The organism is Fusobacterium sp. (assembly GCF_032477075.1).
GTDB lineage: Bacteria > Fusobacteriota > Fusobacteriia > Fusobacteriales > Fusobacteriaceae > Fusobacterium_A.
The window spans coordinates 1-21,804 of record NZ_JAWDXO010000011.1; the positions used below are offsets into that span (position 1 = coordinate 1).

Annotated in this window: 22 protein-coding genes; 19 read left to right on the forward strand and 3 right to left on the reverse strand. The window is 29.0% G+C overall.

The window, feature by feature from the left end; all coding sequences use genetic code 11:
* Positions 1 to 359: 359 nt before the first annotated feature.
* The 3 genes from E6771_RS06205 to E6771_RS06215 all read left to right on the forward strand — a co-directional run bounded on the left by E6771_RS06205 (position 360) and on the right by E6771_RS06215 (position 3,016).
* Entirely contained in the window at positions 360 to 1,442 is a 1,083-nt protein-coding gene (locus E6771_RS06205) for a hypothetical protein (RefSeq protein WP_316090340.1), read from the forward strand.
* A gap of 143 nt (positions 1,443 to 1,585) precedes the next feature.
* Positions 1,586 to 1,732: a hypothetical protein gene (locus E6771_RS06210; RefSeq protein ID WP_316090341.1), complete on the forward strand. Its 147-nt coding sequence runs from the start codon at positions 1,586 to 1,588 to the stop codon at positions 1,730 to 1,732.
* A gap of 717 nt (positions 1,733 to 2,449) precedes the next feature.
* Positions 2,450 to 3,016 (forward strand): hypothetical protein, encoded by a 567-nt coding sequence (locus E6771_RS06215; protein WP_316090342.1) that lies wholly within the window; start codon positions 2,450 to 2,452, stop codon positions 3,014 to 3,016.
* Between the two features lie 49 nt (positions 3,017 to 3,065).
* Here the strand turns inward: E6771_RS06215 and E6771_RS06220 are convergent, their stop codons facing one another.
* Complete coding sequence (locus E6771_RS06220; protein ID WP_316090343.1) at positions 3,066 to 3,842, reverse strand: type III pantothenate kinase; 777 nt, start codon at positions 3,840 to 3,842, stop codon at positions 3,066 to 3,068.
* Between the two features lie 138 nt (positions 3,843 to 3,980).
* Here E6771_RS06220 and E6771_RS06225 point away from each other — a divergent pair, with 138 nt between their 5' ends.
* From E6771_RS06225 to E6771_RS06250, 6 genes are read left to right on the forward strand one after another with little or no spacing between them, the layout of a single operon-like run.
* Complete coding sequence (locus E6771_RS06225) at positions 3,981 to 5,159, forward strand: nucleotidyltransferase (RefSeq protein ID WP_316090344.1); 1,179 nt, start codon at positions 3,981 to 3,983, stop codon at positions 5,157 to 5,159.
* 13 nt (positions 5,160 to 5,172) lie between these two features.
* A complete protein-coding gene (locus E6771_RS06230; protein WP_316090345.1) occupies positions 5,173 to 6,495 on the forward strand; it encodes an MFS transporter in 1,323 nt (440 codons plus the stop codon).
* A 44-nt stretch (positions 6,496 to 6,539) separates the two neighbouring features.
* Positions 6,540 to 7,235: a ComEC/Rec2 family competence protein gene (locus E6771_RS06235; protein WP_316090346.1), complete on the forward strand. Its 696-nt coding sequence runs from the start codon at positions 6,540 to 6,542 to the stop codon at positions 7,233 to 7,235.
* A complete protein-coding gene (locus E6771_RS06240) occupies positions 7,145 to 7,876 on the forward strand; it encodes a ComEC/Rec2 family competence protein (protein WP_316090347.1) in 732 nt (243 codons plus the stop codon). Before E6771_RS06235 ends, E6771_RS06240 begins: the two co-directional genes overlap by 91 nt.
* Positions 7,839 to 8,573: a site-2 protease family protein gene (locus E6771_RS06245; protein WP_316090348.1), complete on the forward strand. Its 735-nt coding sequence runs from the start codon at positions 7,839 to 7,841 to the stop codon at positions 8,571 to 8,573. The genes E6771_RS06240 and E6771_RS06245 overlap by 38 nt, the downstream gene beginning before the upstream one ends.
* 11 nt (positions 8,574 to 8,584) lie before the next feature.
* A complete protein-coding gene (locus E6771_RS06250) occupies positions 8,585 to 9,163 on the forward strand; it encodes a YigZ family protein (protein WP_316090349.1) in 579 nt (192 codons plus the stop codon).
* Between the two features lie 27 nt (positions 9,164 to 9,190).
* Here the strand turns inward: E6771_RS06250 and E6771_RS06255 are convergent, their stop codons facing one another.
* Positions 9,191 to 9,877: a TIGR02206 family membrane protein gene (locus E6771_RS06255; RefSeq protein ID WP_316090350.1), complete on the reverse strand. Its 687-nt coding sequence runs from the start codon at positions 9,875 to 9,877 to the stop codon at positions 9,191 to 9,193.
* A gap of 9 nt (positions 9,878 to 9,886) precedes the next feature.
* Entirely contained in the window at positions 9,887 to 10,525 is a 639-nt protein-coding gene (locus E6771_RS06260) for a ribonuclease H family protein (protein ID WP_316090351.1), read from the reverse strand.
* Between the two features lie 206 nt (positions 10,526 to 10,731).
* Here E6771_RS06260 and rpmE point away from each other — a divergent pair, with 206 nt between their 5' ends.
* The 10 genes from rpmE to thrS all read left to right on the forward strand — a co-directional run bounded on the left by rpmE (position 10,732) and on the right by thrS (position 21,768).
* Positions 10,732 to 10,947 (forward strand): 50S ribosomal protein L31, encoded by a 216-nt coding sequence (rpmE, locus tag E6771_RS06265; RefSeq protein ID WP_316090352.1) that lies wholly within the window; start codon positions 10,732 to 10,734, stop codon positions 10,945 to 10,947.
* A gap of 117 nt (positions 10,948 to 11,064) precedes the next feature.
* Positions 11,065 to 11,688: a uracil phosphoribosyltransferase gene (gene upp, locus E6771_RS06270; RefSeq protein ID WP_316090353.1), complete on the forward strand. Its 624-nt coding sequence runs from the start codon at positions 11,065 to 11,067 to the stop codon at positions 11,686 to 11,688.
* A gap of 109 nt (positions 11,689 to 11,797) precedes the next feature.
* Positions 11,798 to 12,433, forward strand: a complete 636-nt coding sequence (locus E6771_RS06275) for a CoA pyrophosphatase (protein ID WP_316090354.1) — start codon at positions 11,798 to 11,800, stop codon at positions 12,431 to 12,433.
* Positions 12,430 to 12,927, forward strand: a complete 498-nt coding sequence (gene rfaE2 / locus E6771_RS06280; RefSeq protein ID WP_316090355.1) for a D-glycero-beta-D-manno-heptose 1-phosphate adenylyltransferase — start codon at positions 12,430 to 12,432, stop codon at positions 12,925 to 12,927. The genes E6771_RS06275 and rfaE2 overlap by 4 nt, the downstream gene beginning before the upstream one ends.
* Positions 12,905 to 13,369 (forward strand): tRNA (adenosine(37)-N6)-threonylcarbamoyltransferase complex ATPase subunit type 1 TsaE, encoded by a 465-nt coding sequence (gene tsaE, locus E6771_RS06285; RefSeq protein ID WP_316090356.1) that lies wholly within the window; start codon positions 12,905 to 12,907, stop codon positions 13,367 to 13,369. Before rfaE2 ends, tsaE begins: the two co-directional genes overlap by 23 nt.
* Positions 13,350 to 14,042 (forward strand): tRNA (adenosine(37)-N6)-threonylcarbamoyltransferase complex dimerization subunit type 1 TsaB, encoded by a 693-nt coding sequence (gene tsaB / locus E6771_RS06290; RefSeq protein WP_316090357.1) that lies wholly within the window; start codon positions 13,350 to 13,352, stop codon positions 14,040 to 14,042. Before tsaE ends, tsaB begins: the two co-directional genes overlap by 20 nt.
* A gap of 207 nt (positions 14,043 to 14,249) precedes the next feature.
* On the forward strand, positions 14,250 to 15,575 hold the full coding sequence (locus E6771_RS06295) for an FAD-dependent oxidoreductase (RefSeq protein WP_316090359.1): 1,326 nt from the start codon (positions 14,250 to 14,252) through the stop codon (positions 15,573 to 15,575).
* Between the two features lie 106 nt (positions 15,576 to 15,681).
* On the forward strand, positions 15,682 to 15,996 hold the full coding sequence (gene trxA, locus E6771_RS06300) for a thioredoxin (RefSeq protein WP_316090360.1): 315 nt from the start codon (positions 15,682 to 15,684) through the stop codon (positions 15,994 to 15,996).
* Between the two features lie 145 nt (positions 15,997 to 16,141).
* Positions 16,142 to 19,825: a hypothetical protein gene (locus E6771_RS06305; protein WP_316090362.1), complete on the forward strand. Its 3,684-nt coding sequence runs from the start codon at positions 16,142 to 16,144 to the stop codon at positions 19,823 to 19,825.
* Positions 19,826 to 19,854: 29 nt separating this feature from the next.
* Entirely contained in the window at positions 19,855 to 21,768 is a 1,914-nt protein-coding gene (gene thrS, locus E6771_RS06310) for a threonine--tRNA ligase (RefSeq protein ID WP_316090364.1), read from the forward strand.
* The last annotated feature ends 36 nt before the right edge of the window (positions 21,769 to 21,804 follow it).

The following is a 21,804-nucleotide window of genomic DNA, read 5'->3' on the forward strand; positions in this document are numbered from 1 at the left end:
ATGTCTCCTTTGTATAATTAGGGTGGTAACTATATTATACAAAAAAGAGAGCTGAGTAAAACATTTTTTTTAAATGTTACTCAGCTTTTTTTATTTTATTTTTCTACTTCATAAAAAAAACACAAATAAAAAATTATTTACTTTTATGATGTGTATCTATACTTTATTTTTTGTTTTTTAAGGATGTTTTTATATATTTAAATTAATATAATTGTGATTGAAATATGAAAATTTTGTGATTTATTTTCAAAAAAAGTATTTACAAATCTAGAAAAATAATGTATAACATTGGTAATGGGAAATACTTTTTCTTAAAGATAGGGAGAAGTATAAAAAAAATTTTTAAAGGGGAGATAAATATGAGAAAATTAGCACTTTTATTAGGTTCTTTACTTGTAGTAGCATCAGCATCTGCAAAAGAAGTTGTACCAGCTCCAGTTGTAGTTGAGGAAGCACCAGTACAAGTAATAGAAAAAGAAGTTATAGTTTACAGAGACAAAGAAGTAGGATTCAGACCTAACGGAAATGTGGATCTTCAATACAGATGGTATGGAGAAACTGAAGGACAAAAAGAAGTTAAGGGAGAAAATTGGAATACATCAAATAATGATTCAAGAATCCAATTAAGTGGAACAATTAACATGACTGAGAAGCAACAGTTACAATTCAGAATTAGAGAATATAATAGTGTATCAGCACATGATGATACTGGAAGAGATGGAACAGATACAAGATTGAGATATTTCTATAACCATGGATTACTTGGGGATTCTAAAGTTAATTTAACTTCAAGAGTGCATTATAGAGATAGAGAAGATGCAAAAGGAGCGCAAGAAGTAGAATATCAAGCAAGATTTGATTTTGCTGATTATATGTTCCAAAATGATTTTATTAAAACTTCATACTTTGTAATAGCTCCTAAATATAAATATGTATGGCAATCTTCAAATGATGATGCTTATGATAATAGATTAGGTTTTGATATAGCATCTTATTATGAATTACCATTAGGATTTGCATTTGAATTAAATTTTTATGCTGATCAGCATTTCTATGGGGCTAAATCAGAATTATTACAAAAAGATGGAAGTAAAGAAGATAAAAACTTTACAGTAGATATGGAAGCATATATCTATAATACAACTAATTTATATACAAATGGAAATGTTTCAGTAGATTTCAAATTTGAAGGTGGATATGATGCTTATTCTTGGTCACAAGAAAAAGAATATTCTATAACAACTAATGAAGAGTCTGCTGATAAAACATATTCACTATATGCATTACCAACAGTTCAATTAAACTATCAGGCAACTCCAAATGTTGTAGTATATGCAGCAGCTGGTGCTGAATACAGAAACTGGAATTCAACAGATGAAGGTTCTGCTTCTAACTGGAGATGGCAGCCAACTGTATTTGCAGGATTCAAAACTACATTCTAGTTTGGTCTAAAAATTAAATAAAAAATTTTTAGTGCTCACTTTTGTGGGCACTTTTTTTGTTTATACATAAATACTCATTGATTTTATTTGAAGAAAAAAGTTATTATATATAATAAGACTAAGATATTTATGGAAGTCAGAATATGGAAATAAGAGATGTAAATATAGATGAATATTTTGAATTAATAAAATCAGCAAAAACAAAAGAAGAAAAAGAATTCTATTTTAATGCAAGAAATTTTTTATTACAGGAAGAGCAAAAAAAGATCATAGAAGAAGTAATATATTAATTATGAAGATATATACTATTTTTGCAGGAGTAAATGGAGCTGATAAATCAACTTTATAAAATATCGAAATAATAAAGAACAACGATTTAGGAAAAAGAATTAAGACTATGACAATATTATATGAGATGAGAATATTCCTGAATAGTTAGAAAATATAGTTAAGTGTATTTAATAAAATTTTGCCTTTAATGGCAGACTTTTATTATTTTTATTATAAAATTATCTGCTCATATAGGAGACTTTTCTTTTTTACTTCTTTTTATGAATAAGCTTATGCATATAAAAAGTTAAATAAATAATTTATTCAGAAGGTTTTATTATATGTAGAGAGTATACAAGATATGCTAGAAGTTTGAAGTTATCAGTTGTAAAAACATTAGACAAAATTTTTGAACTTTCTTTGAAAGAAAAATATATATTACATACAGATCAAGGTTTTTAATATACAGGAAAAAATATTGTAATATGTTAAAGGAAAGATCTATTTCGAGAGGTAGAAATTACTGGGATAATGTATCAATTGAGATATTCTTTGGACATTTTAAAGCAGAACTGATATACTTATTAAATGAAGGATAACATACGAAAGTCTATCCTTAAAAATAAAAAATTTAATAATGGAGAATACAACTAAAGTTTGGTGGAATGAGTCCTACAAAATATAAAGAAAAATATAAAATATGACATGAAAATGTCTATAAATTAGAGGAGGAAAGCATGAAAAAAGCAATAATATTAGGATTGATAGCCTTAAATATTTCTGTTTTTGCTGCTGCTAAGCAGGAAATACCAGAAGATATTGAAAAAGCTATAACTAGAGAATCTCAATCTTTTGAAGGAAGTGACAGAATGTCTTTCAAAAGATGGCAGACTGAATCATATTTAAAGATGGAAAAAATGGGAGAAGAATCTGGAATACCTTCTGTGGAATTTCAAAGAATAAAACAAAGGCTAAGACAGATGTATGGATCAAACTTTGTGAAGCAGTATCAAGTTCTTCCAAGTGAAATTGCAAACTACAATGAACTTGTAGAAAGAGTAAAAGTAGAAACATTAAAAAATGCAGCAGTAACTGAAGAAAAAAATAATGCAGCAAAAGAACAACTGGCTAAAGAAATAGCTTCTTCAAAAGTTCCAGCTGAAGTTGTAGAGATATTTAAAGAATCAGCAGCAAAACTTTATCCAGACAACTATGTAGGACAGAAGGCATATATTAATGCAACAATGGAAGATTATTTTAAAATAATAGATTTTGTAAAGAAAAATAAAAAAGTACTTAACTAAAAAATTAAGCCTGACAAAGTATAAAAACTTATAAGTCAGGCTTTTTGATTTAATCATGAGTTTGATTATATTTATAGAGAGTATGAAGACCTTTTATACTCAGATCAGGATAGTAAACATCAATTTCCTCTATTTCAGCAGAAAGAATTTTACCAAGTCCACCTGTTGCAATAATAAATGGATCCTTCACTACTTCTTTTATTTTTTTTATTATATGTTTTATCTGTCCAGCATAACCATAGAAAATTCCAGCTTGAATCTGTTCAATTGTATTTTTTCCAAGTACAGAATCAGGAGTACTGAATTTTACTTTTGGTAATTTTGCTGTATTTGTAAATAGTGCATTGATGGACATTTCTATTCCAGGAAGAATCCCTCCTCCTATATAGATGTTTTTTTCAAGCACTTCATAAGTAGTGGCACTTCCAAAATCGAATATAACAAGATTTTTATCTGGATAGTCACTTAAAGATTGAACTATATCTATTATTCTGTCAGCACCAAAACCAGTTGGATTAAGATTTGAAGCAAAACTAAAAGGTTTTTTCAATTCTGAATTGACTATCATAGGTTCTATATTAAAATATTTTTTTCCAAGAAAATGAAATATAGTAATAAGATTTGGAACTACAGATGAAACTATCATTCCATTGATTTTTTCAATATCTATTTTATTAAATTTTGAAATATTTCTTAAATATGAAAAATATTCATCTTCAGTTAATTTATCATTAGAAGCAACTCTAAAAGTAAGAAGAACATTTCCACTGTCATCTAACAGACCTGTTACTATATGAGTGTTTCCAATATCAATTGCCAAAAGCATGTTATTTCCTCCTTATATCCAGTGTATACTTAATTATAAACTAAAATTTTGAAAAAGCAATAGTAAAGTAACAAATATTAATTGATTTGTTAATAAACAACTGATATGATGATAAGTAGGAAAAAGAAAGGAGCAGTGATGAGAGCATCTGGATTAGTTGTAGAATATAACCCTTTTCATAATGGACATAGATATCACTTTGAAAAGGTATGTGAAATAGATAAAGAGAGTGTAAAGATAGCTGTCATGAGTGGAGATTTTGTTCAAAGAGGAGAGCCAGCTGTTGTAAATAGATGGAAAAGAGCAGAGATGGCTTTAAAAAATGGAATAGATATGGTAGTAGAACTTCCAGTTTTCTATTCATGTCAGAGTGCTGAAATTTTTGCTATAGGCTCAGTAGGGATTCTCAATGAATTAAAATGCAATAATATTATATTTGGTTCTGAAAAATCAGATATAGAAATGTTAAAGAGAATTGCAGAAATGGAAGAAACTGAAGAATTTAAAAATATAATAAAAGAAAATCTTTCAAATGGAGATTCATATCCAACAGCTCATTCTAAAACTTTAAAAATAATTGAAGGAGATAATATTTTTCTTGATTCAAATGATATTTTAGGTGTGGAATACATAAAAGCTATAAAATATTGGAATAGCAGTATAATTCCTATGCTTATAAAGAGAGAGAAAACTGGATATTATGAAGAAAATACAGATGAAGGTTTTGCTAGTGCAACCGCTGTAAGGAAATTTTTAAAGGAAAATACAAATATATCCGATTTAGTGCCAGAGGAAAGTTTTAAAATATTAAAAGAGGAAAGAGAAAATAATAGACTTATATATCTGAAAAATTTTTATCCCTTATTGAGATATGAAATAATAAGAAATAGAGATATATTATTTAATATTCAGGATATGGAAAAAGGATATGAAAACAGACTCTATGAAATGGCTATAAAAAATTGTGAGTTTAAAGAATTTTATAATGGAATAATAAGTAAAAGATTTACTCAGGGAAGAACCCAGAGAATATTAATTCACATTTTAACTGGAATAACTAAGAATCTTACACAGAAAGTAAAAAAAGAAATTCCTTATGTAAGAGTACTAGGATTTAACAATAAAGGAAGGGAATATCTTAACTTCCTAAAAAAAGAAGAGAATAATAAAATTATTGTATCTATGAAAAACATTAAAAAGAAATTTTCCAATGATATAAAAGAACTTATAGAATTTAATGAGAGGGCTTCTCTTATATATAAAATGATAAATCATTATGAAGATTCAAAGATACCATTAATGATAGAAACTAGATAAAAAGGAGAGAATGATGGGAAAAAGGATACCTTTAAGTATACAGATATTTTATGGGCTGGGAGTTAGTTATGCAATTGTAGATCAGATTTTTGCACAATGGATATTATATTTTTATCTTCCACCTGAAAGTTCAGGGCTGAAACCAGTAATGGCTCCATTATTTATTTCACTTGCACTTGTTATTTCAAGACTTGTAGATATGATAACAGATCCTGTAGTTGGATTTTTATCAGATAAAGTAAATACAAAATGGGGAAGAAGGATTCCATTCATAGCAATAGGAACTATTCCTCTGGCAATATGTACAGTAGCATTTTTTTATCCCCCAATGGGAAATGAAAAAGCAGCCTTTATTTATCTTGCTGGAATTGGTTCTCTATTCTTTGCATTTTATACTGTGGTAGGAGCTCCTTATAATGCTCTTATACCTGAAATTGGGCACACACAAGAGGAAAGACTCAACCTGTCTACATGGCAGTCTATATTCAGGCTTTTATATACTGCAGTAGCAATGATAATACCTGGAATACTGATAAAAATGATTGGAAAGGGAGATGCTCTTTTTGGGATTAGAGGAATGGTTATTTTTCTATGTATTATAGTGGTAATTGGAGGATTTATAACAGTGTTCTTAGTTCCAGAGAAAAAATATTCTTTAGGACAAAGTTCAGATGCAGGCTTTAAAGATACAATGAGAATATTGTTTAAAAATAAATCTTTTGTATTGTATCTTTTAGGACTTTTATTCTTTTTTATAGGATTTAATAATCTTAGAGCTGTTATGAATTATTTTGTAGAAGATATAATGGGATATGGTAAAGGAGCAATAACATTAGCATCTGCTCTTCTTTTTGGAATGTCAGCATTATGTTTTTATCCTACTAATATTCTTTCTAAAAAATATGGATATAGAAAAGTTATGTTAAGTTGTTTAGTTATGCTGATAATATTTACAGCAACTTTATTTTTTCTTGGAAAAGCGATACCAGTAAAATTTGGCTTTATATTATTTGCATTGATAGGAATACCAATTGCAGGAGCAGGATTTATTTTTCCACCTGCTATGCTTAGTGAGATAGGAAGTAAAATAAGTGATGAAACAGGCCACAGAATAGAGGGAGTTTGTTTTGGAATACAAGGGTTTTTCTTAAAAATGGCATTTTTAGTATCTATACTTATTTTGCCTATAATTTTAGTTTCAGGAAATGGAGATATTTTATCAGCAATAACAGGAACTCCTAAAGGAGTGGAAAAGAGTGGTATATACCTTACTTCTATTGTGTCTACGATTTCATTTGTTATATCATTCATATTTTATTATAAGTATGAGGAATAGAAATATTCAAAAATCGGAGGCAGAATTTGGAACTTATTTATATTTTGGCTTTAGAAGTTTTTATCATTATAACTATTTTTAATATATTTTCTTTGTGGTACTCAATATTCTTTTCTGTTTTGATGATAGGAGGAATATGGATATTTTTTAAAAATAAGGATAAACTTATTTATATAGTACCAATTTTATTCATTGTGAGAGTTCTTTTATGTATTAATTTTAATGATTTAGAAAGATTAGATATAGTTAAAATGAAAGTAGAAATTAATAATGGAATGGGACAGATAATAAAAATAGATAACAGGTATCCTAAAATAAAAAGTTATACATTTATTCCAGAAATATCTAATGGGAAATATATGATTTTAGCTGAAATAGCCAAGATTGAAAATAGAGAGGGTATGAACTTTTTCTATATAAACAAAATAACAGAAGAAAAGATAGAAAAAAGCTGGCTAAAAAATTATTTTGAAAATAATGTAAAAAAATTTATTAATGATGGGAATTCTGAATTTAAAAGAGTATATAGAGCAGTTATATTAGGAGAAGGAAAACAACTTACCAGAACTATGAGGAAAGATTTCAGTTATATAGGAGTATCACATCTTATGGCACTTTCAGGATTACATATAGGGATTATTCTTGGAATATGCAGTTTTTTTTCCAAAAAGATGCCTATTACAAGGAAGAACAGATATATTTTTATGCTGTGTTTCTTGAGTATATATTTTTTGGAGTGAGACATTCACCATCATTAATCAGAGCCTATATAATGGCATTAACATTTATCACAGGAAAAATATTCTATGAGAATATAGATGCAGCTAAATCTTTAGCAGCAGCATTTATAGGAGGAGTATTTGTAAGTCCTTTGTCAATGAATGAAATACCATTTATATTATCATACTTAGCAGTATTTGCTATAATATGTATATATCCATTAATAAGAAAAGTTATATATAGAGGGAAATCTAAATTTATAGAAAAATTGATACTTCTTACAACTATTCAATTTTTTCTTATACCTATTTTAATTAAGGAGTTTGGGACTATTCAGTTTCTTTCCTTTTTTAGTAATTTGATTATTTTACCAATAGGAACTTTATATATAGTAATATCATTTATTGGACTTTTATTTGAAAATATAGGACTTGGTTTTATTATTTTTCCAATAGTAAATATTATATTTGAAACATTTATGAAATTAGTAGAAATTTTTTCTAGAGTTCCATATATGACTTTAAGGTACAATGGCAGCAGAGATAATGCTCTATTTTTAATTTTTTATGTTATAGCATTTGGGATAGTATTTTATAATAAATTTAAAATGGAAGGTAAAAAAGATGAGAAGATTTCTGGAAGAATTAAAATATTTAAATAGTGGAATGTCCAATGTAACAAAAGTTATTTTAGTGATTATAGTATTATATTTTATTTTTGGAACAGGAGGAAATATCCTTACAAATCCAATGATATTTTTAAATATAGCTATACTTCTTTTATCACTTTTGGTACATGAAGTAGCTCATGGAGTGATGGCATACATATGTGGAGATCCCACAGCAAAAAATTATGGAAGATTAAGTTTGAATCCACTGAAACATTTGGACCCTTTAGGAACACTGTTTCCTATTTTGCTTATACTTTCTGGTTCATCATTTGTATTTGGTTGGGCAAAGCCAGTTCCGATTAATTATTGGAGATTAAAATATGGAAGATTAGGAGAATTTTTAGTAGCAATAGCTGGAGTAACTTCAAATTTTATACTTGCAGTAATAGGATTATTTCTTTTTAAATATGCAGCACCACATTTAAGCAATCCATATATTTATGCTGCTGTAATTTATATGATCAGATTAAACATACTTCTTGGAGTGTTTAATCTTATTCCTATTCCTCCTTTAGATGGTTCAAGAGTTCTAGCATCTTTAGGAAATAATGAGTTGAGAAACACAATTTTTTATATGGACAGATATGGGATAATAATTATACTTCTTTTAAATATGACAGGTCTATTAGGAAGAATAATAGTTCCAGCATATTCGGGAGTACTTTATATTTTGGAAAAACTGATATAGGCAGGAAAAGAATGAAGAGTGTAGAAAAAGAGTGTTCAATAGAATTTGAAGAAAGAAAATCAAAGTTTATTGGGTATGTAAAACCTATAGGAAGCAAACAGGAAGCAGAGGAGTTTATAACCCAAATAAAAGATAAACACAGAGATGCAACTCATAATTGTACTGCATATAAAGTTATAGATAATGGACAGGAATATTTTAAAACTGATGATGATGGAGAACCTGGTGGAACAGCAGGGAAACCAATGGGAGATATAATAACATATATGGAGGTTACAAATTTGGTTGTAGTTGCAACAAGGTACTTTGGTGGAATAAAACTAGGAGCTGGTGGACTTGTAAGAAATTATGCAAAAACTGCAAAGCTTGCTATACAAGAGGCTGGAATAGTAGAATATGTAGAGAGAAAGACATACATGATAGATTTTCCTTATGAGAAGATAAGTGATGTAGAAACTATAGTAGACAGTTTAAATGGAGAATATTTAGATAAAGGCTTTAATGAGAGAGTGACATATAAGATAAGGACAGATATGAAAACTTTTGAGAATTTAAAAGAAGTAAAAGGATTGCTTATAATAGAATTATAAAAAGAGGGATGCAACCCTCTTTTTGTTTTAAAAATATTTTGTACTGTATTTAAAAGTTTTTCTTCTAAATGGAAAATAAATTGCATATGTCAATAGCAGATATATTCCTTCTACTACTGGGATGTAGTATGGCCACTTTCCAAAGTGATCTAATGGAGAAGAAAAGTCTGGAATTCTATTAACATAAAGATAATTTGTTCCAAGATTTGAATTTATAAAGAAAATGATAACTGCAAGGATATTTAAGAATATGAATGAGTCTACCCATCCTCTGAAAGTAGGTTTAAATTCAAAGAAAATTACCCCATAAATAGCAGCAAAGATTAAATAAAAATGTGTGATATAAAAACTCAATGTCAATGGATGAGGAAAAGAATATTTTACATCAGGAGTAAGGATTGCAAAAAGAGCACCTAAACTCCAATAATATGTTACCTGAAATAATGATGAAGATTTAGTAAGCATCATAAGTATAGCAAATATTAATGTAAGATTGCACAAATGGAGTGGAAGCAAACCTTTTATAGGTTCTCCTAAATAAAAATGTCTATAACTTAGCTCACTAACTTTTATAACCAAGATTATTAAAGCAGAAATCTGAGCAAATCTATATTTTGGGAGAAAAGCAGCAATAATAATAAAAGCAAATACTGCCAGAAATCCTCCTCCTATAAACCAAAAATGTTCAGTACTAAAAAGTGTAAAAGTATCCATATTTTCCTCCTATTTGTGGAATCCTAAATCAGCAGGATTTACATCTCCTGAAACATATTCAATTTTTCCACCTGTTTTTTCAAAATTTTTTCTTTTTTCTGTAACCTTGAGTATTAAAGATATTGTATCATTATTTAGTGAATCTTTTCTAAATAAGCCTTTAGACCAAAAGAAAATGACAAGATTGCTGTCACCAAATATTTTCTTTTCACCAGTTTGAAAAGCTATATCCATAGCTAAGTATAATCCAAGAAGTTCTCCATAGTTATTTGTTTTATCAGTGCCAAGATGGATATTTCCATAAGAATTAACAGAAAATCCAAGAGAATTTTTTTCTAAAAGAGAAATTCCATTTAGATCAGTAACTCTCACTTCAACCCCAATTCCACGTCCTGTTCCAGAATCAAAATATATTCCATTAACAAGAGATTCTTTTAATTTTTCTTTTTTTAATTTAGGAGACTGTTCACCTATTTTTTTTTCATAATGAGCCCCTAATTCAAGCCAATCTTTCCCTTCTTTTTCTGTTGAAAAAGACTTGTACCTAGCTTTTTTACCATGAACAAGACTTTTGCATTTATCCCAATTATCAACCATTCCTTTAATATTTTCATCTTCTAAGAAGTAAGCATAAAATTTTTTACCCACAATCCCTCCTGAAAAAATAATCATATAGAATATATTAACTTATAAAAAGAAATTTTACAAATATATTTATTAAAATATATTTTATAAATAGATTAATGATAGAAAATTTTTAATAAATACACTTAAAAAAAAGTTGCAAAAGTTATATATTTATGATAGAATCTCTTGTGATATTAAGAAAATTTTTGTTAGGAAGGTGAAAAACAATGAAAAAAAATATTCATCCACAATACAATGTTATAACTGTTGAATGTACATGTGGAGAAAAATTTGAAACAAGATCAACTTATGCTAAAGGGAGTGAACTTAAAATAGCTGTTTGTTCAAAATGCCACCCATTCTATACTGGGAAAGCTAAGTTTATTGATGCTGCTGGTAGAGTTGATAAATTCAACAAAAGATATAATATTAATAATAAATAGTAGTATTAGAACAGGACTTCATAGTCCTGTTTTTTTATGACATAATTTAATTTTGAAAAACTTTAAGTTTTTTGGTATAATATATGAGAAAAAAATTAACCAAAACAGGAGGAAAACATGGCAGTAATAGAAATTAATCATCCTTTAATTCAACACAAGCTGACAATACTCAGAAATATAGGAACTGATACAAAAGCTTTTAGAGAGAACCTAAATGAAATAGCAAAACTTATGACTTATGAAGCGACAAAGAATCTAAAATTGGAAGAGATAGAAGTAACAACTCCTTTGATGGCTACTATAGGATATACTCTTCAGGACAGACTTGCTATTGTACCTATTTTAAGAGCTGGATTGGGAATGGTAGATGGAATACAAGATCTTATTCCAACTGCAAAGGTAGGGCATGTTGGAGTATATAGAAACGAAGAAACATTAGAACCAGTTTATTACTACTGTAAACTTCCTATGGATATAACTTCTAGAAAAGTCATTGTTGTAGATCCGATGCTGGCAACAGGGGGATCAGCAGTTTATGCAATAGATTATTTAAAAGCTGAAGGAGTTAAAGATATTATATTTATGTGTCTGGTAGCTGCTCCAGAAGGAATAGCAAAACTTCTAAATAAACATCCAGATGTGGCTATTTATACTGCTAAAATTGATCAGGGATTAACAAAAGAAGGATATATATATCCTGGACTTGGAGATTGTGGAGATAGAATATTTGGAACTAAATAAGATATAAAAAACTAAATTTTATAAGAGCAGCTGGGAGCAAAAAAAATTTGCTAATTCAGTTGCTCTTTTTTTGGAAAATGGTATAATTTTTATTGAGGTGTTAAAGGATATGAAAGAAAAAATTGTAGAATTATTGAAAAATACTAAAGAAAGAATAATAGGACAAGATAAATATGTAAATTCTGCAGTTCTTATTGCCATAACAGAATTAGATGGAAAGGAATATATAATTTTAGAGAAAAGAGCTGTTGAGATAAGGCAGGGAGGAGAAATATCTCTTCCAGGTGGAAAATGTGATGAAAGAGATAAAACTTCAGAAGAAACAGCAGTAAGGGAAACAATAGAGGAATTAGGAATACCTAGAGAGAAAATAGAAATAGCTGGAAAGTTAGGAATACTTGTAAATCCTTCTGGAATGATACTGGAGGTATATATAGGATTTGTAAAACTGGAAAATAGAGAGGATATCAAGTATAATAGAGATGAAGTAGAAAGGGTAATCTTTGCACCAGTAGAGTTTTTTTTGAAAAATGAACCTAGAATTGAAAAAATTGGAATAGAGAATGTTCCTCAATTTTCATCAGAGGAATTTGGACTGCCAAAGAGATATCATGGACCTTGGCAAGGAAACCCAAGAGAAGTGTATTTTTATAATTTTCATGGAGATATAATCTGGGGAATGACAGCAGAGATTATATTGGATTTTATAGAAAGACTGAGAAAAAGTATGGAGGTAGTAAAATGATTTTAAGCAAGGAAACAGCTGCAAAACTAATAGAAGAATTAAAATTACAAGGTAAAAAAGTAGTTTTTACAAATGGATGTTTTGATATCCTTCATGTAGGACATTTAAGATATCTGAATGAAGCTAAGAAACAAGGAGATATATTGATAGTAGCTGTTAATTCTGATGTCTCTGTGAAGCAGTTAAAGGGAACTAATAGACCTATTAATAATGAGATAGATAGAGCTGAAATGCTTTCAGGATTAAAAGCTGTTGATTTTACAGTTATATTTGATGAGTTAACACCAATAGAAACCCTTGATAAATTAAAACCATCTATTCATGTGAAAGGTGGAGATTATGATAAAAATACTCTTCCTGAAACTCCAACTGTAGAAAAACATGGTGGAGAAGTTAGAATACTTTCTTTTATAGAGGGAAAGTCAACTACAAATATTGTAAATAAGATACAATTTAAAGATGGAGGAGAAAATGAAGAAAATAATGAGCTTTAAGGAGCTTGATATTTTATCAGAAAAATTTTCTGATTATGCTGAAGAAAATACTACTATAGCCCTCATAGGAGACCTAGGGACAGGGAAAACAACATTTACTAAAACTTTTGCTAAAAAACTTGGAGTAGAGGAAAGTATAAAAAGTCCAACTTTTAACTATGTACTTGAATATTTCAGTGGAAGACTTCCTTTATATCATTTTGATGTGTATCGTTTATGTAGAGCAGAAGAAATATATGAAGTAGGATATGAAGATTACCTTAATAGTGGAGGTATAGTTTTAATAGAATGGGCAGATATAATAAAGAGTGAGCTTCCCAAAGAGTATATTGAAATAAAGTTGTTCTATCATGAAGATGAAACTCGTGAAGTTGAACTGAGATATATTGGAAATCCTGTAAAAGAGAAGGAGATGTTGAAGTATGTTGGTTTTAGCAATTGATACTGCTACAAAGATAGGAAGTGTAGCTTTATATGATGATAAAATTGGAATAATAGGAGAATTAAACTTATATGTTAAAGTAAATCATTCAAATGTAATAATGAAAGCTATAGATTCTTTATTTGAATTATCTGGATATAAGATAAAAGATGTGGATAAAATAGTTGTAACAATAGGGCCAGGATCTTTCACAGGAATAAGGATAGGGGTGGCAATAGCAAAAGGGCTTGCTTATTCTCTAAAGAAACCTATTATTGGAATAAATGAATTAGATGTCTTGGCAGAATTGGGGGAAGAAAGAGAAGAATTAATAGTTCCTCTTATTGATGCAAGAAAAGAGAGAGTATATTATTCTCAATATAAGTATGAAAATAAAAAATTAATAAGAAAAGAAGAATATAAAGATGGAGAATTGAGAGATATACTTGAAAATTTAAAAGATAAAAAAGTTGTATTTATAGGAGATGGAGCTGTAGTTAATCAAGAAGTTATAAAAGAAATTATGGGGAATGAAAATATTATATTTTCTAAAGCAGGTTCTATTCCAAGAGCTGCTGTAGCAGCTCAAATGGCTTTAGTGCATACAGATGATAATATATATACATTAGAACCTTTTTATATAAATAAATCACAGGCAGAGAGAGAAAAAGAAGAAAGAGAAAGAAACAAATAATAATTTAAAATGAATAAAGGACAGCTAAGGAAATTTATTAAAAAAGTATTTTGAATTTTAAAACTTTTACTTTTATTAAACTTTCTATAGTTTGTCCTTTTTATATTGTATAAATGCTATTTTTGTAATAGATACAATTGAAAAAAAGGATTTAATATGATAAAATTGAAAGAGAGGATACTGAGTAGGAAGGAAAGGGAGGAAATTATGGGAATAAAAAAATGGAGATGTACAATATGTGGAGAAGAGTTTGAAGGAGATACTCCTCCAGAAGTGTGTCCTGTATGTGGAGCTGGAAGAGAAGCTTTTAAAAAAATAGAAAATAAAAAGGAAAACTCTGATTCAAATAAAGTTGAAAAAATAGTTATAGTTGGTGGCGGAATAGCAGCTGTGTCAACGGCAGATGCAGTTAGAAGTAAAAATAAAGTGGCAGAAATAAGAATAATAAGTAAAGAAAATACAATGCCTTACTATAGAACTATGCTTACGGAACATCTTCATGCGGATATGCCAGAAGAAAAACTGAAGATAAAAAAAGATAGTTGGTATAAGGAAAAGAATATAGAGTTAATTACAGGAGATACAGCAGTATCTATAATATTAAAGGATAAAAAGATAGTATTATTAAGTGGTAAGGAATATTCTTATGATAAACTGATACTGGCAACTGGATCAGAATGTTTTATACCACCTATAAAAAATGCTGCTTTAGAAGGTGTTTTTACTATAAGAAGCATGAAAGATATAGAAAATGTAAAAGAATATGCAAAAAAATGTAAAAGAGCAGTTGTTATAGGAGGAGGAGTTCTTGGGTTAGAAGCAGCATGGGGATTAAAAGAATTGGGATTAGAGGTCTCTGTAATAGAAATGATGCAAAGAATTTTACCTAAACAGCTGGATGAAAAAGGGTCTAAAATATTGGAACAAGCTATAATTCGCTCTGGAGTAAAAGTATATAAAGGTATTGTTGTAGATCATTTAGAAGGAGATGAAAAAGTCTCATCTATTGTCCTTGAAAAAGGAGAACATATTATGGCTGATTTAGTAGTTATAAGTGCAGGAATACTTCCAAATAAACAACTTGCTGCAGATACTGGGATTCAAACTGGAAGGGGAATAATTGTAAATGAGAAAATGGAAACATCAGAAAAAGATATTTATGCTTGTGGAGATGCAGCTGAATATGAAGGAAAAGTAATAGGACTTTGGCAGGTAGCTATGGAACAGGGAAAAACAGCAGGATTAAATATAAGTGGAGGTAATGCTGTTTATAAAGAGCAAATTCAACCTCTCAATTTTGATGGAATGAATATTAAACTTATTTCTATCGGTTTGATTGGAAATGGAAAGGAAAGTGAAGAATTTGTTGAAGATATAGACACTAAAAAAAATATTTATAAAAAATTATATTTTGAAGAAAATAAGTTAAAAGGTGCCATATTAATAGGAGATGTTTCAAAAGGTATCACAATAATTAAAAGTGTCAGAGAAAATGTCGAAAAGGACATCGTTTTAGAAAAAATATACTCTTAAAAAAACTTGATTTTTTCCCAATAAATTTGTACAATAGATTAAATATATATGATATAATAGTATAGATTTGCAGATAAGAATTTTCTTAAAGCAGGGAGGAGAAGTAGTGAGCAGTTTAATCAATCTAAATGAGATTACTTTTGAAGAAGAAGTTATAAATAATAAAGGGATTGTAATTGTGGATTTTTGGGCTGAATGGTGTGGACCTTGCAAAGTGCTTGCTCCAATTTTAGAAGAGATTTCTGAAGAGAGAAAAGTAAAAATATACAAAGTCAATGTTGATGAAAATCCAAGTCTGGCAGGACAGTTTGGAATAAAAAGTATTCCTACTATGGTGGTTTTTGAAAATGGAATAAGAGTAGATCAAGTAGTTGGATTGAGACCTAAAGAAGAAATAAAAGAAAAATTAGCTGTATATTAATTTTAGATTTTTTAAAGGGACTGTTATTTTTTAATAGAGAAAACAGTCTCTTTTTATTTAAAGAAAATATTGCTCTGTTATTCTAATTTATTTATATTTGTGTTATAATTATTTCAAACATTAATTAAGGAGAAGGATTGAGATTATGAGGAGAAAAATTTATCTTACAGCAGCATATATTATAATTTCTTTAAATATTCTGGGAATGAGTAGTGTTCCCACGGGAAATATTGGAAACACCAGTGACAGAATATTAGGTGGAGCTGATGAGATAGAGGTAGACCTTCTTAGTGATACGATTACTTCTCAAAGTGGTGTCAATGTAAAATATGGAGACTTAAAATTAAAGGTTTTTGATATGCAGAGAGACAAGGAAAAAAATAGAGCATATCTTAAAGGAAATATAATAACTCAAGTAGATCAACCTACAGGAGCTCTTAAATTAGAATCAACTAATGGCGATGTATCTTTAGATGGAAACCAAGGAGTTTTTTATAATAACTTTGGATATCTTGAAATAGGAAAGGTGACTGGAGGAGAAGCTCCAAATGATAAAATCTATTTTGGAGGAAAAGTATTTGAATATGAAAATGGGAATCTTTATATAAATAACGGTTGGCTGACAACTGATTATAATATAGCTGAAACAGGTGATCCAAACCAAGCAGGATATCATTTCCTTTCTAAAGAAATAATAGTTGAACCTGATAAACAGCTTACTTTAAAAGGTAGTGATCTATATTTAGGAGATAGAGATATTTTTCCTTTTAGTATTCCATGGTATAGAGTTAATATAAGAGAAGAATCTGAAGTGCCTCTATTTCCAGAATGGGGAACAAAAAAATATTATGGATGGCAGACTTCATGGGGAGTTCTTTATGGAGATAAAGATAGTAAATTTAAAGGTGGGTTTGCTCCTAAGTTTGCTGATCAAATGGGATTGCTGATAGGAAGATGGGAAAATTGGTATAAAACAGATAAATTTGGTACAGCGAAATTAAATATAGATGATGCATTAATATGGTCAAAAACAGATAAAAAAGAAAAGTATAATGATCCTGTTGATTATGAAGAAAAAAATAAAAGATATAGATTAAATTATACTCATGAATACAGTGGTGAAAAAGGAATTTTGCAATTTAATGCTATCAATGGAACATATAATATGATTCCTAAATTGGAAGATATAATTACTGATTATGAAGGTAATGGAAGATTTTTAAATAACACTAGACCTAAATTAGATTCTACTATAAGCTTTTTCTCAATGAATTCAGATCTTAAAGAATTAGGACCAGATAAAGATATTACTTTAAAGACGAGATTGAAACTAACTGATGATAAAGAAGCTTATGCACTTATGGTTTATGATGATATAGGTGATATTGACTATGGAAGTAATATAGATAATGATCTTTATTCACAGGTTGAATTATACAAAGATAACAATAGATATAGAGTTGGAGGTTATTATAATTATTTATATGACATGGATCCAGGTTCAACTTTAAATGATACTCAGTCAAGAGCTGAAGATTTTGGGTTTGAATTTTTTGAAAAGAAAAATAATATTGGCTTCAGTTATGATGAAAAAAATGGAGATAAATTCAGAAGATTGGGACTATGGGAAAGAGATCCAAATCTTGATTCTATGATTCAATATAATACCCTTTTAGGAGGAAATTTTTATTATAAATACAATCCAAGTACAATAAGAGAGTATTCTCAATATGACAGCAAAGATTTGAGAATATCTTTTGGCGACTATGATTTCTGGGGAGATTATAGAATAAAAGCTGGATATAATATCAATGAATATGAAAGAAAACTTGATTTAATGGATGATCCTTTAAGAGAAAAAGTTGTATTTGGAAATAATAATAGAGATAAAGAGTATAATAGATTCGAAAATATAATATATAGTGATTTCAGAGAAGAAAGAGCATATATAGATTTTTACAATACTACTACTAAATTTACCTTTGCAACTGGACAGACAAAAGAAAAATTCTGGGATAGAGAAGGAATATATTACGAACCAGCTTTTTCAATTGATTCTTACAGACAATATGTAAATGAGTCTAAATTCTATGAATTTGGTGCTGAGAGAAATGAAATACCTCTTGGAGCTTTTGGACAATTAGCTCTATTTGGAGGAGTAAGATATGATAAATATGATAAGGGATATAATCCATATACAAGACATTACACAAGTGGAGAAGATTCAACTCTTAGAACACAGTTAAAACTTAATCATACAATACAGCTTTTTGATAATACAGATGATAGTGAAAGAAAAGTAGATTTTGCATTGAGTAATGATTTAAGACTTTTTTATCAAAGATATGATTATGATTCTGGAGATGTTAAATTTGGAACTGCTTACAATGATATCAGGAAAAAGACCATGAGTTCTGAAGACATCAGATTAAAAAATAAAGATAACATTTATGAAATCAAAGATACTATTAATGCAATGATAGGAAATACAGAAACAGCATATAACATTGAATACAAAAGAAGAGAAAATCCTGCTGACACAAGTGAGCTCAATGGACAGACATTTAAAAATGATATCAACTTTAAAATTGATGATAAACAGTCTTTATTGTTGAATTACGGGCAAGATAGACAATACACAAGTGAAAATGTAAGAGATAAAAACTATAATGATTTAACATTCAGAAACTATGGAATAATATATAACTATGAAGGCCATAGGTTATCTTATCAAAATCAGGGAATAGATTCTAAAATATGGGATATGAAAAATGTAGATAATGCTAAAGAAAAAATCAGAGCAAATACATATACATATCAATATTCTTTTGGAGATAATAGATTAGGATTTGATTTCAGTCAAGGTACAGATGTAAGAAGAAATTATACACTTGACCTTAAAGAAATAGATGTAGATAATAAAATCTATGGAATTTCATTTTTAGATGGTGGAGATGTAGAAAATTATTATAGAATTGCGTATGAAGATTATAAGCATAAAGAAGACGGAGCAAAAATAACTTTAACAGATGGAAGAGTTAAAAATATTAATAACTCAGATGTATTGTCATTTACTTATGAATATAGAGATAAAAGATTTACAGATGAAGAATTAAAAAAATATGCTGAGCTTGAATTTAATAAAGATTCTAATCAGCTGACACAAGCAGAGCTTTACAGAGTGAGAGATATCCTAAGAGACAGAGAGAGAAATAGTGTGAATTTCAATCTTAACAGTATAATGTATGACAGATTTAATACATTAGGAGACTATAAACGTAATTTTAAGATTCATCTTATGATGCAGAGAAATGAAGCAAGATATGATAAAACTGGAGATTTATGGGATTCATTAGAGGAAATAAGAGCCAGATTTTTCTATTCACAAAATAGAATTGGAGTAGGATATGAAGTAGAGGAAAACTCAGGATGGAACAGTGGAAGCTGGGAAAGATTGAATAGAGAACATAAAGTAAGTCTGATGACAAAAATTGGAAAACCAAGTGAAGGTTGGAATGTAAAAACTTATGCTAAGTTCTATGAAAACTTTAAAGATACATCTAATAAGAATAGAAGAAAAAGTTCACTTGATGGTCTAGGAGTAGAAATAGGTAAAGAGTTTGGATATTACGAATGGGCTGTGGCTTATGAAAGAGAGTATGACCTCAGTACAAGAGATTATGAATGGAGAGTGGCTCTTCAATTTACATTACTTGCATTCCCAGATAAACCTATATTTGGTCTTGGAGCAGATACAGATGCTAAGAAGAAAACAAGTCCTCAAACTTACTTGTTTGATGGAATAAAGCCACAAGATATAGTAGATTAAAATTTGAATGTATAATATAGGAGGAAATTATGAAAGTAGAATTACCAAGCGGAGATATAAAAGAATTTGAGGGACAAGCTAATATGTTTGAAATAGCAAAGAGTATCAGTAATTCTTTAGCAAAAAAAGCAGTAGCTGTTAAAATAGATGGAATACCAATGGATATGGCAACAATTTTAGATAGAGATGCAAAAGTGGAATTTATATCTGCTGACAGTGAAGAAGGAGAAGAAATAATAAGACATTCAACAGCTCATTTAATGGCACAAGCTGTTATTAGATTATTTCCAGGAACAAAAGTAGCAATAGGACCTGCAATTGAAAATGGTTTTTATTATGATTTTGATCCAAAAGAGCAATTTACAGAGGAAGATTTAGTAAAAATTGAAGCTGAAATGAAAAAAATAGTGAAAGAAAATGAAAAAGTTGAAAGAGTTATGATGACTAGAGAAGAGGCTATAGAACATTTTGAAAAATTAGGTGAGATATATAAAGTAGAAATCATAAAAGAAATAGCTCAAGGAGAAATTCTTTCTTTCTATAAGCAAGGAGAATTTATGGATTTATGTAGAGGACCTCATGTACCATCTACATCTTATTTAAAAGCTTTTAAATTAAAATCAGTTGCAGGAGCTTATTGGAGAGGAGACTCTAATAATAAGATGCTTCAAAGAATATATGGATTTGCCTTTTCTGATGAAGCTAAATTAAAAGCATATTTAACTCTTTTGGAAGAAGCTGAAAGAAGAGATCATAGAAAATTAGGAAAAGAGTTAGATCTATTCTTTGTAAGTGAATATGGACCAGGGTTTCCAATATTTCTTCCGAAAGGGATGGTAATTAGAAATACTCTTATAGATCTTTGGAGAAGAGAACATACTCTTGCAGGATATCAGGAAATTAGTACTCCAATAATGCTGAACAAAGAATTATGGGAAATTTCTGGACACTGGTTTAATTATAGAGAAAATATGTATACTTCCACAATAGACGAAACTGAATTTGCTATAAAACCTATGAACTGCCCAGGTGGTATTTTAGCATATAAATATCAATTGCATTCATACAAGGATTTTCCAATTAGATGTGGAGAATTGGGAACAGTTCATAGACATGAATTTTCAGGAGCTCTACATGGTCTTATGAGAGTAAGATCATTTACTCAAGATGATGCTCATATATTTATGACTCCAGATCAAATAGAAGCTGAAATCATAGGAGTAGTTGAGCTAATAGATAAATTTTACAGTAAATTATTTGGATTTGAATATCATATTGAATTATCAACTAAGCCAGAAAAAGCAATTGGATCAGATGACATATGGGAAAAAGCAGAAGCTGCACTTGCTGGAGCTCTTGACAAAATTGGAAAACCATATAAATTAAATCCTGGTGATGGAGCTTTCTATGGACCTAAATTAGATTTTAAAATAAAAGATGCTATTGGAAGAACTTGGCAATGTGGAACTGTTCAGTTAGATTTTAATCTTCCAGAAAGATTTGATATCAGTTATATTGGAGAAGATGGAGAGAAACATAGACCTGTAATGATTCATAGAGTTGTTTATGGTTCAATAGAAAGATTTATAGGGATTCTCATTGAACACTTTGCAGGAGCTTTTCCTTTATGGCTAGCACCTACTCAAGTTAAGATTTTGACTATCAATGATGAAGTGGTGCCTTATGCTAAAGAAATATTTAAAGCTCTTCAAGAAAGAGGGATCAGAGCAGAGGTTGATGATAGAACAGAATCTATTGGATATAAAATCAGAGAAGCTAATGGAAAATATAAAGTTCCTGTACAACTTATATTAGGTAAAAATGAAATTGAAAATAAAGAAGTAAATATAAGAAAATTTGGTTCTCAACAACAAGAATCTATGAAATTAGATAAATTCTTAGATATTATTGTTGATGAAGCCAAAATAAGATTTGATAAATAATTGAGTATAAAAGCCTTGACTTGTTCAAGGCTTTTA

Coding starts and splice junctions, on each gene's coding strand:
- E6771_RS06205 (WP_316090340.1), top strand. CDS start 360: ATGAGAAAATTAGCACTTTTATTAGGTTCTTTACTTGTAGTAGCATCA.
- E6771_RS06210 (WP_316090341.1), top strand. CDS start 1,586: ATGGAAATAAGAGATGTAAATATAGATGAATATTTTGAATTAATAAAA.
- E6771_RS06215 (WP_316090342.1), top strand. CDS start 2,450: ATGAAAAAAGCAATAATATTAGGATTGATAGCCTTAAATATTTCTGTT.
- E6771_RS06220 (WP_316090343.1), bottom strand. CDS start 3,842: ATGCTTTTGGCAATTGATATTGGAAACACTCATATAGTAACAGGTCTG.
- E6771_RS06225 (WP_316090344.1), top strand. CDS start 3,981: ATGAGAGCATCTGGATTAGTTGTAGAATATAACCCTTTTCATAATGGA.
- E6771_RS06230 (WP_316090345.1), top strand. CDS start 5,173: ATGGGAAAAAGGATACCTTTAAGTATACAGATATTTTATGGGCTGGGA.
- E6771_RS06240 (WP_316090347.1), top strand. CDS start 7,145: ATGCAGTTTTTTTTCCAAAAAGATGCCTATTACAAGGAAGAACAGATA.
- E6771_RS06245 (WP_316090348.1), top strand. CDS start 7,839: ATGAGAAGATTTCTGGAAGAATTAAAATATTTAAATAGTGGAATGTCC.
- E6771_RS06250 (WP_316090349.1), top strand. CDS start 8,585: ATGAAGAGTGTAGAAAAAGAGTGTTCAATAGAATTTGAAGAAAGAAAA.
- E6771_RS06255 (WP_316090350.1), bottom strand. CDS start 9,877: ATGGATACTTTTACACTTTTTAGTACTGAACATTTTTGGTTTATAGGA.
- rpmE (WP_316090352.1), top strand. CDS start 10,732: ATGAAAAAAAATATTCATCCACAATACAATGTTATAACTGTTGAATGT.
- upp (WP_316090353.1), top strand. CDS start 11,065: ATGGCAGTAATAGAAATTAATCATCCTTTAATTCAACACAAGCTGACA.
- E6771_RS06275 (WP_316090354.1), top strand. CDS start 11,798: ATGAAAGAAAAAATTGTAGAATTATTGAAAAATACTAAAGAAAGAATA.
- rfaE2 (WP_316090355.1), top strand. CDS start 12,430: ATGATTTTAAGCAAGGAAACAGCTGCAAAACTAATAGAAGAATTAAAA.
- tsaE (WP_316090356.1), top strand. CDS start 12,905: ATGAAGAAAATAATGAGCTTTAAGGAGCTTGATATTTTATCAGAAAAA.
- tsaB (WP_316090357.1), top strand. CDS start 13,350: ATGTTGGTTTTAGCAATTGATACTGCTACAAAGATAGGAAGTGTAGCT.
- E6771_RS06295 (WP_316090359.1), top strand. CDS start 14,250: ATGGGAATAAAAAAATGGAGATGTACAATATGTGGAGAAGAGTTTGAA.
- E6771_RS06305 (WP_316090362.1), top strand. CDS start 16,142: ATGAGGAGAAAAATTTATCTTACAGCAGCATATATTATAATTTCTTTA.
- thrS (WP_316090364.1), top strand. CDS start 19,855: ATGAAAGTAGAATTACCAAGCGGAGATATAAAAGAATTTGAGGGACAA.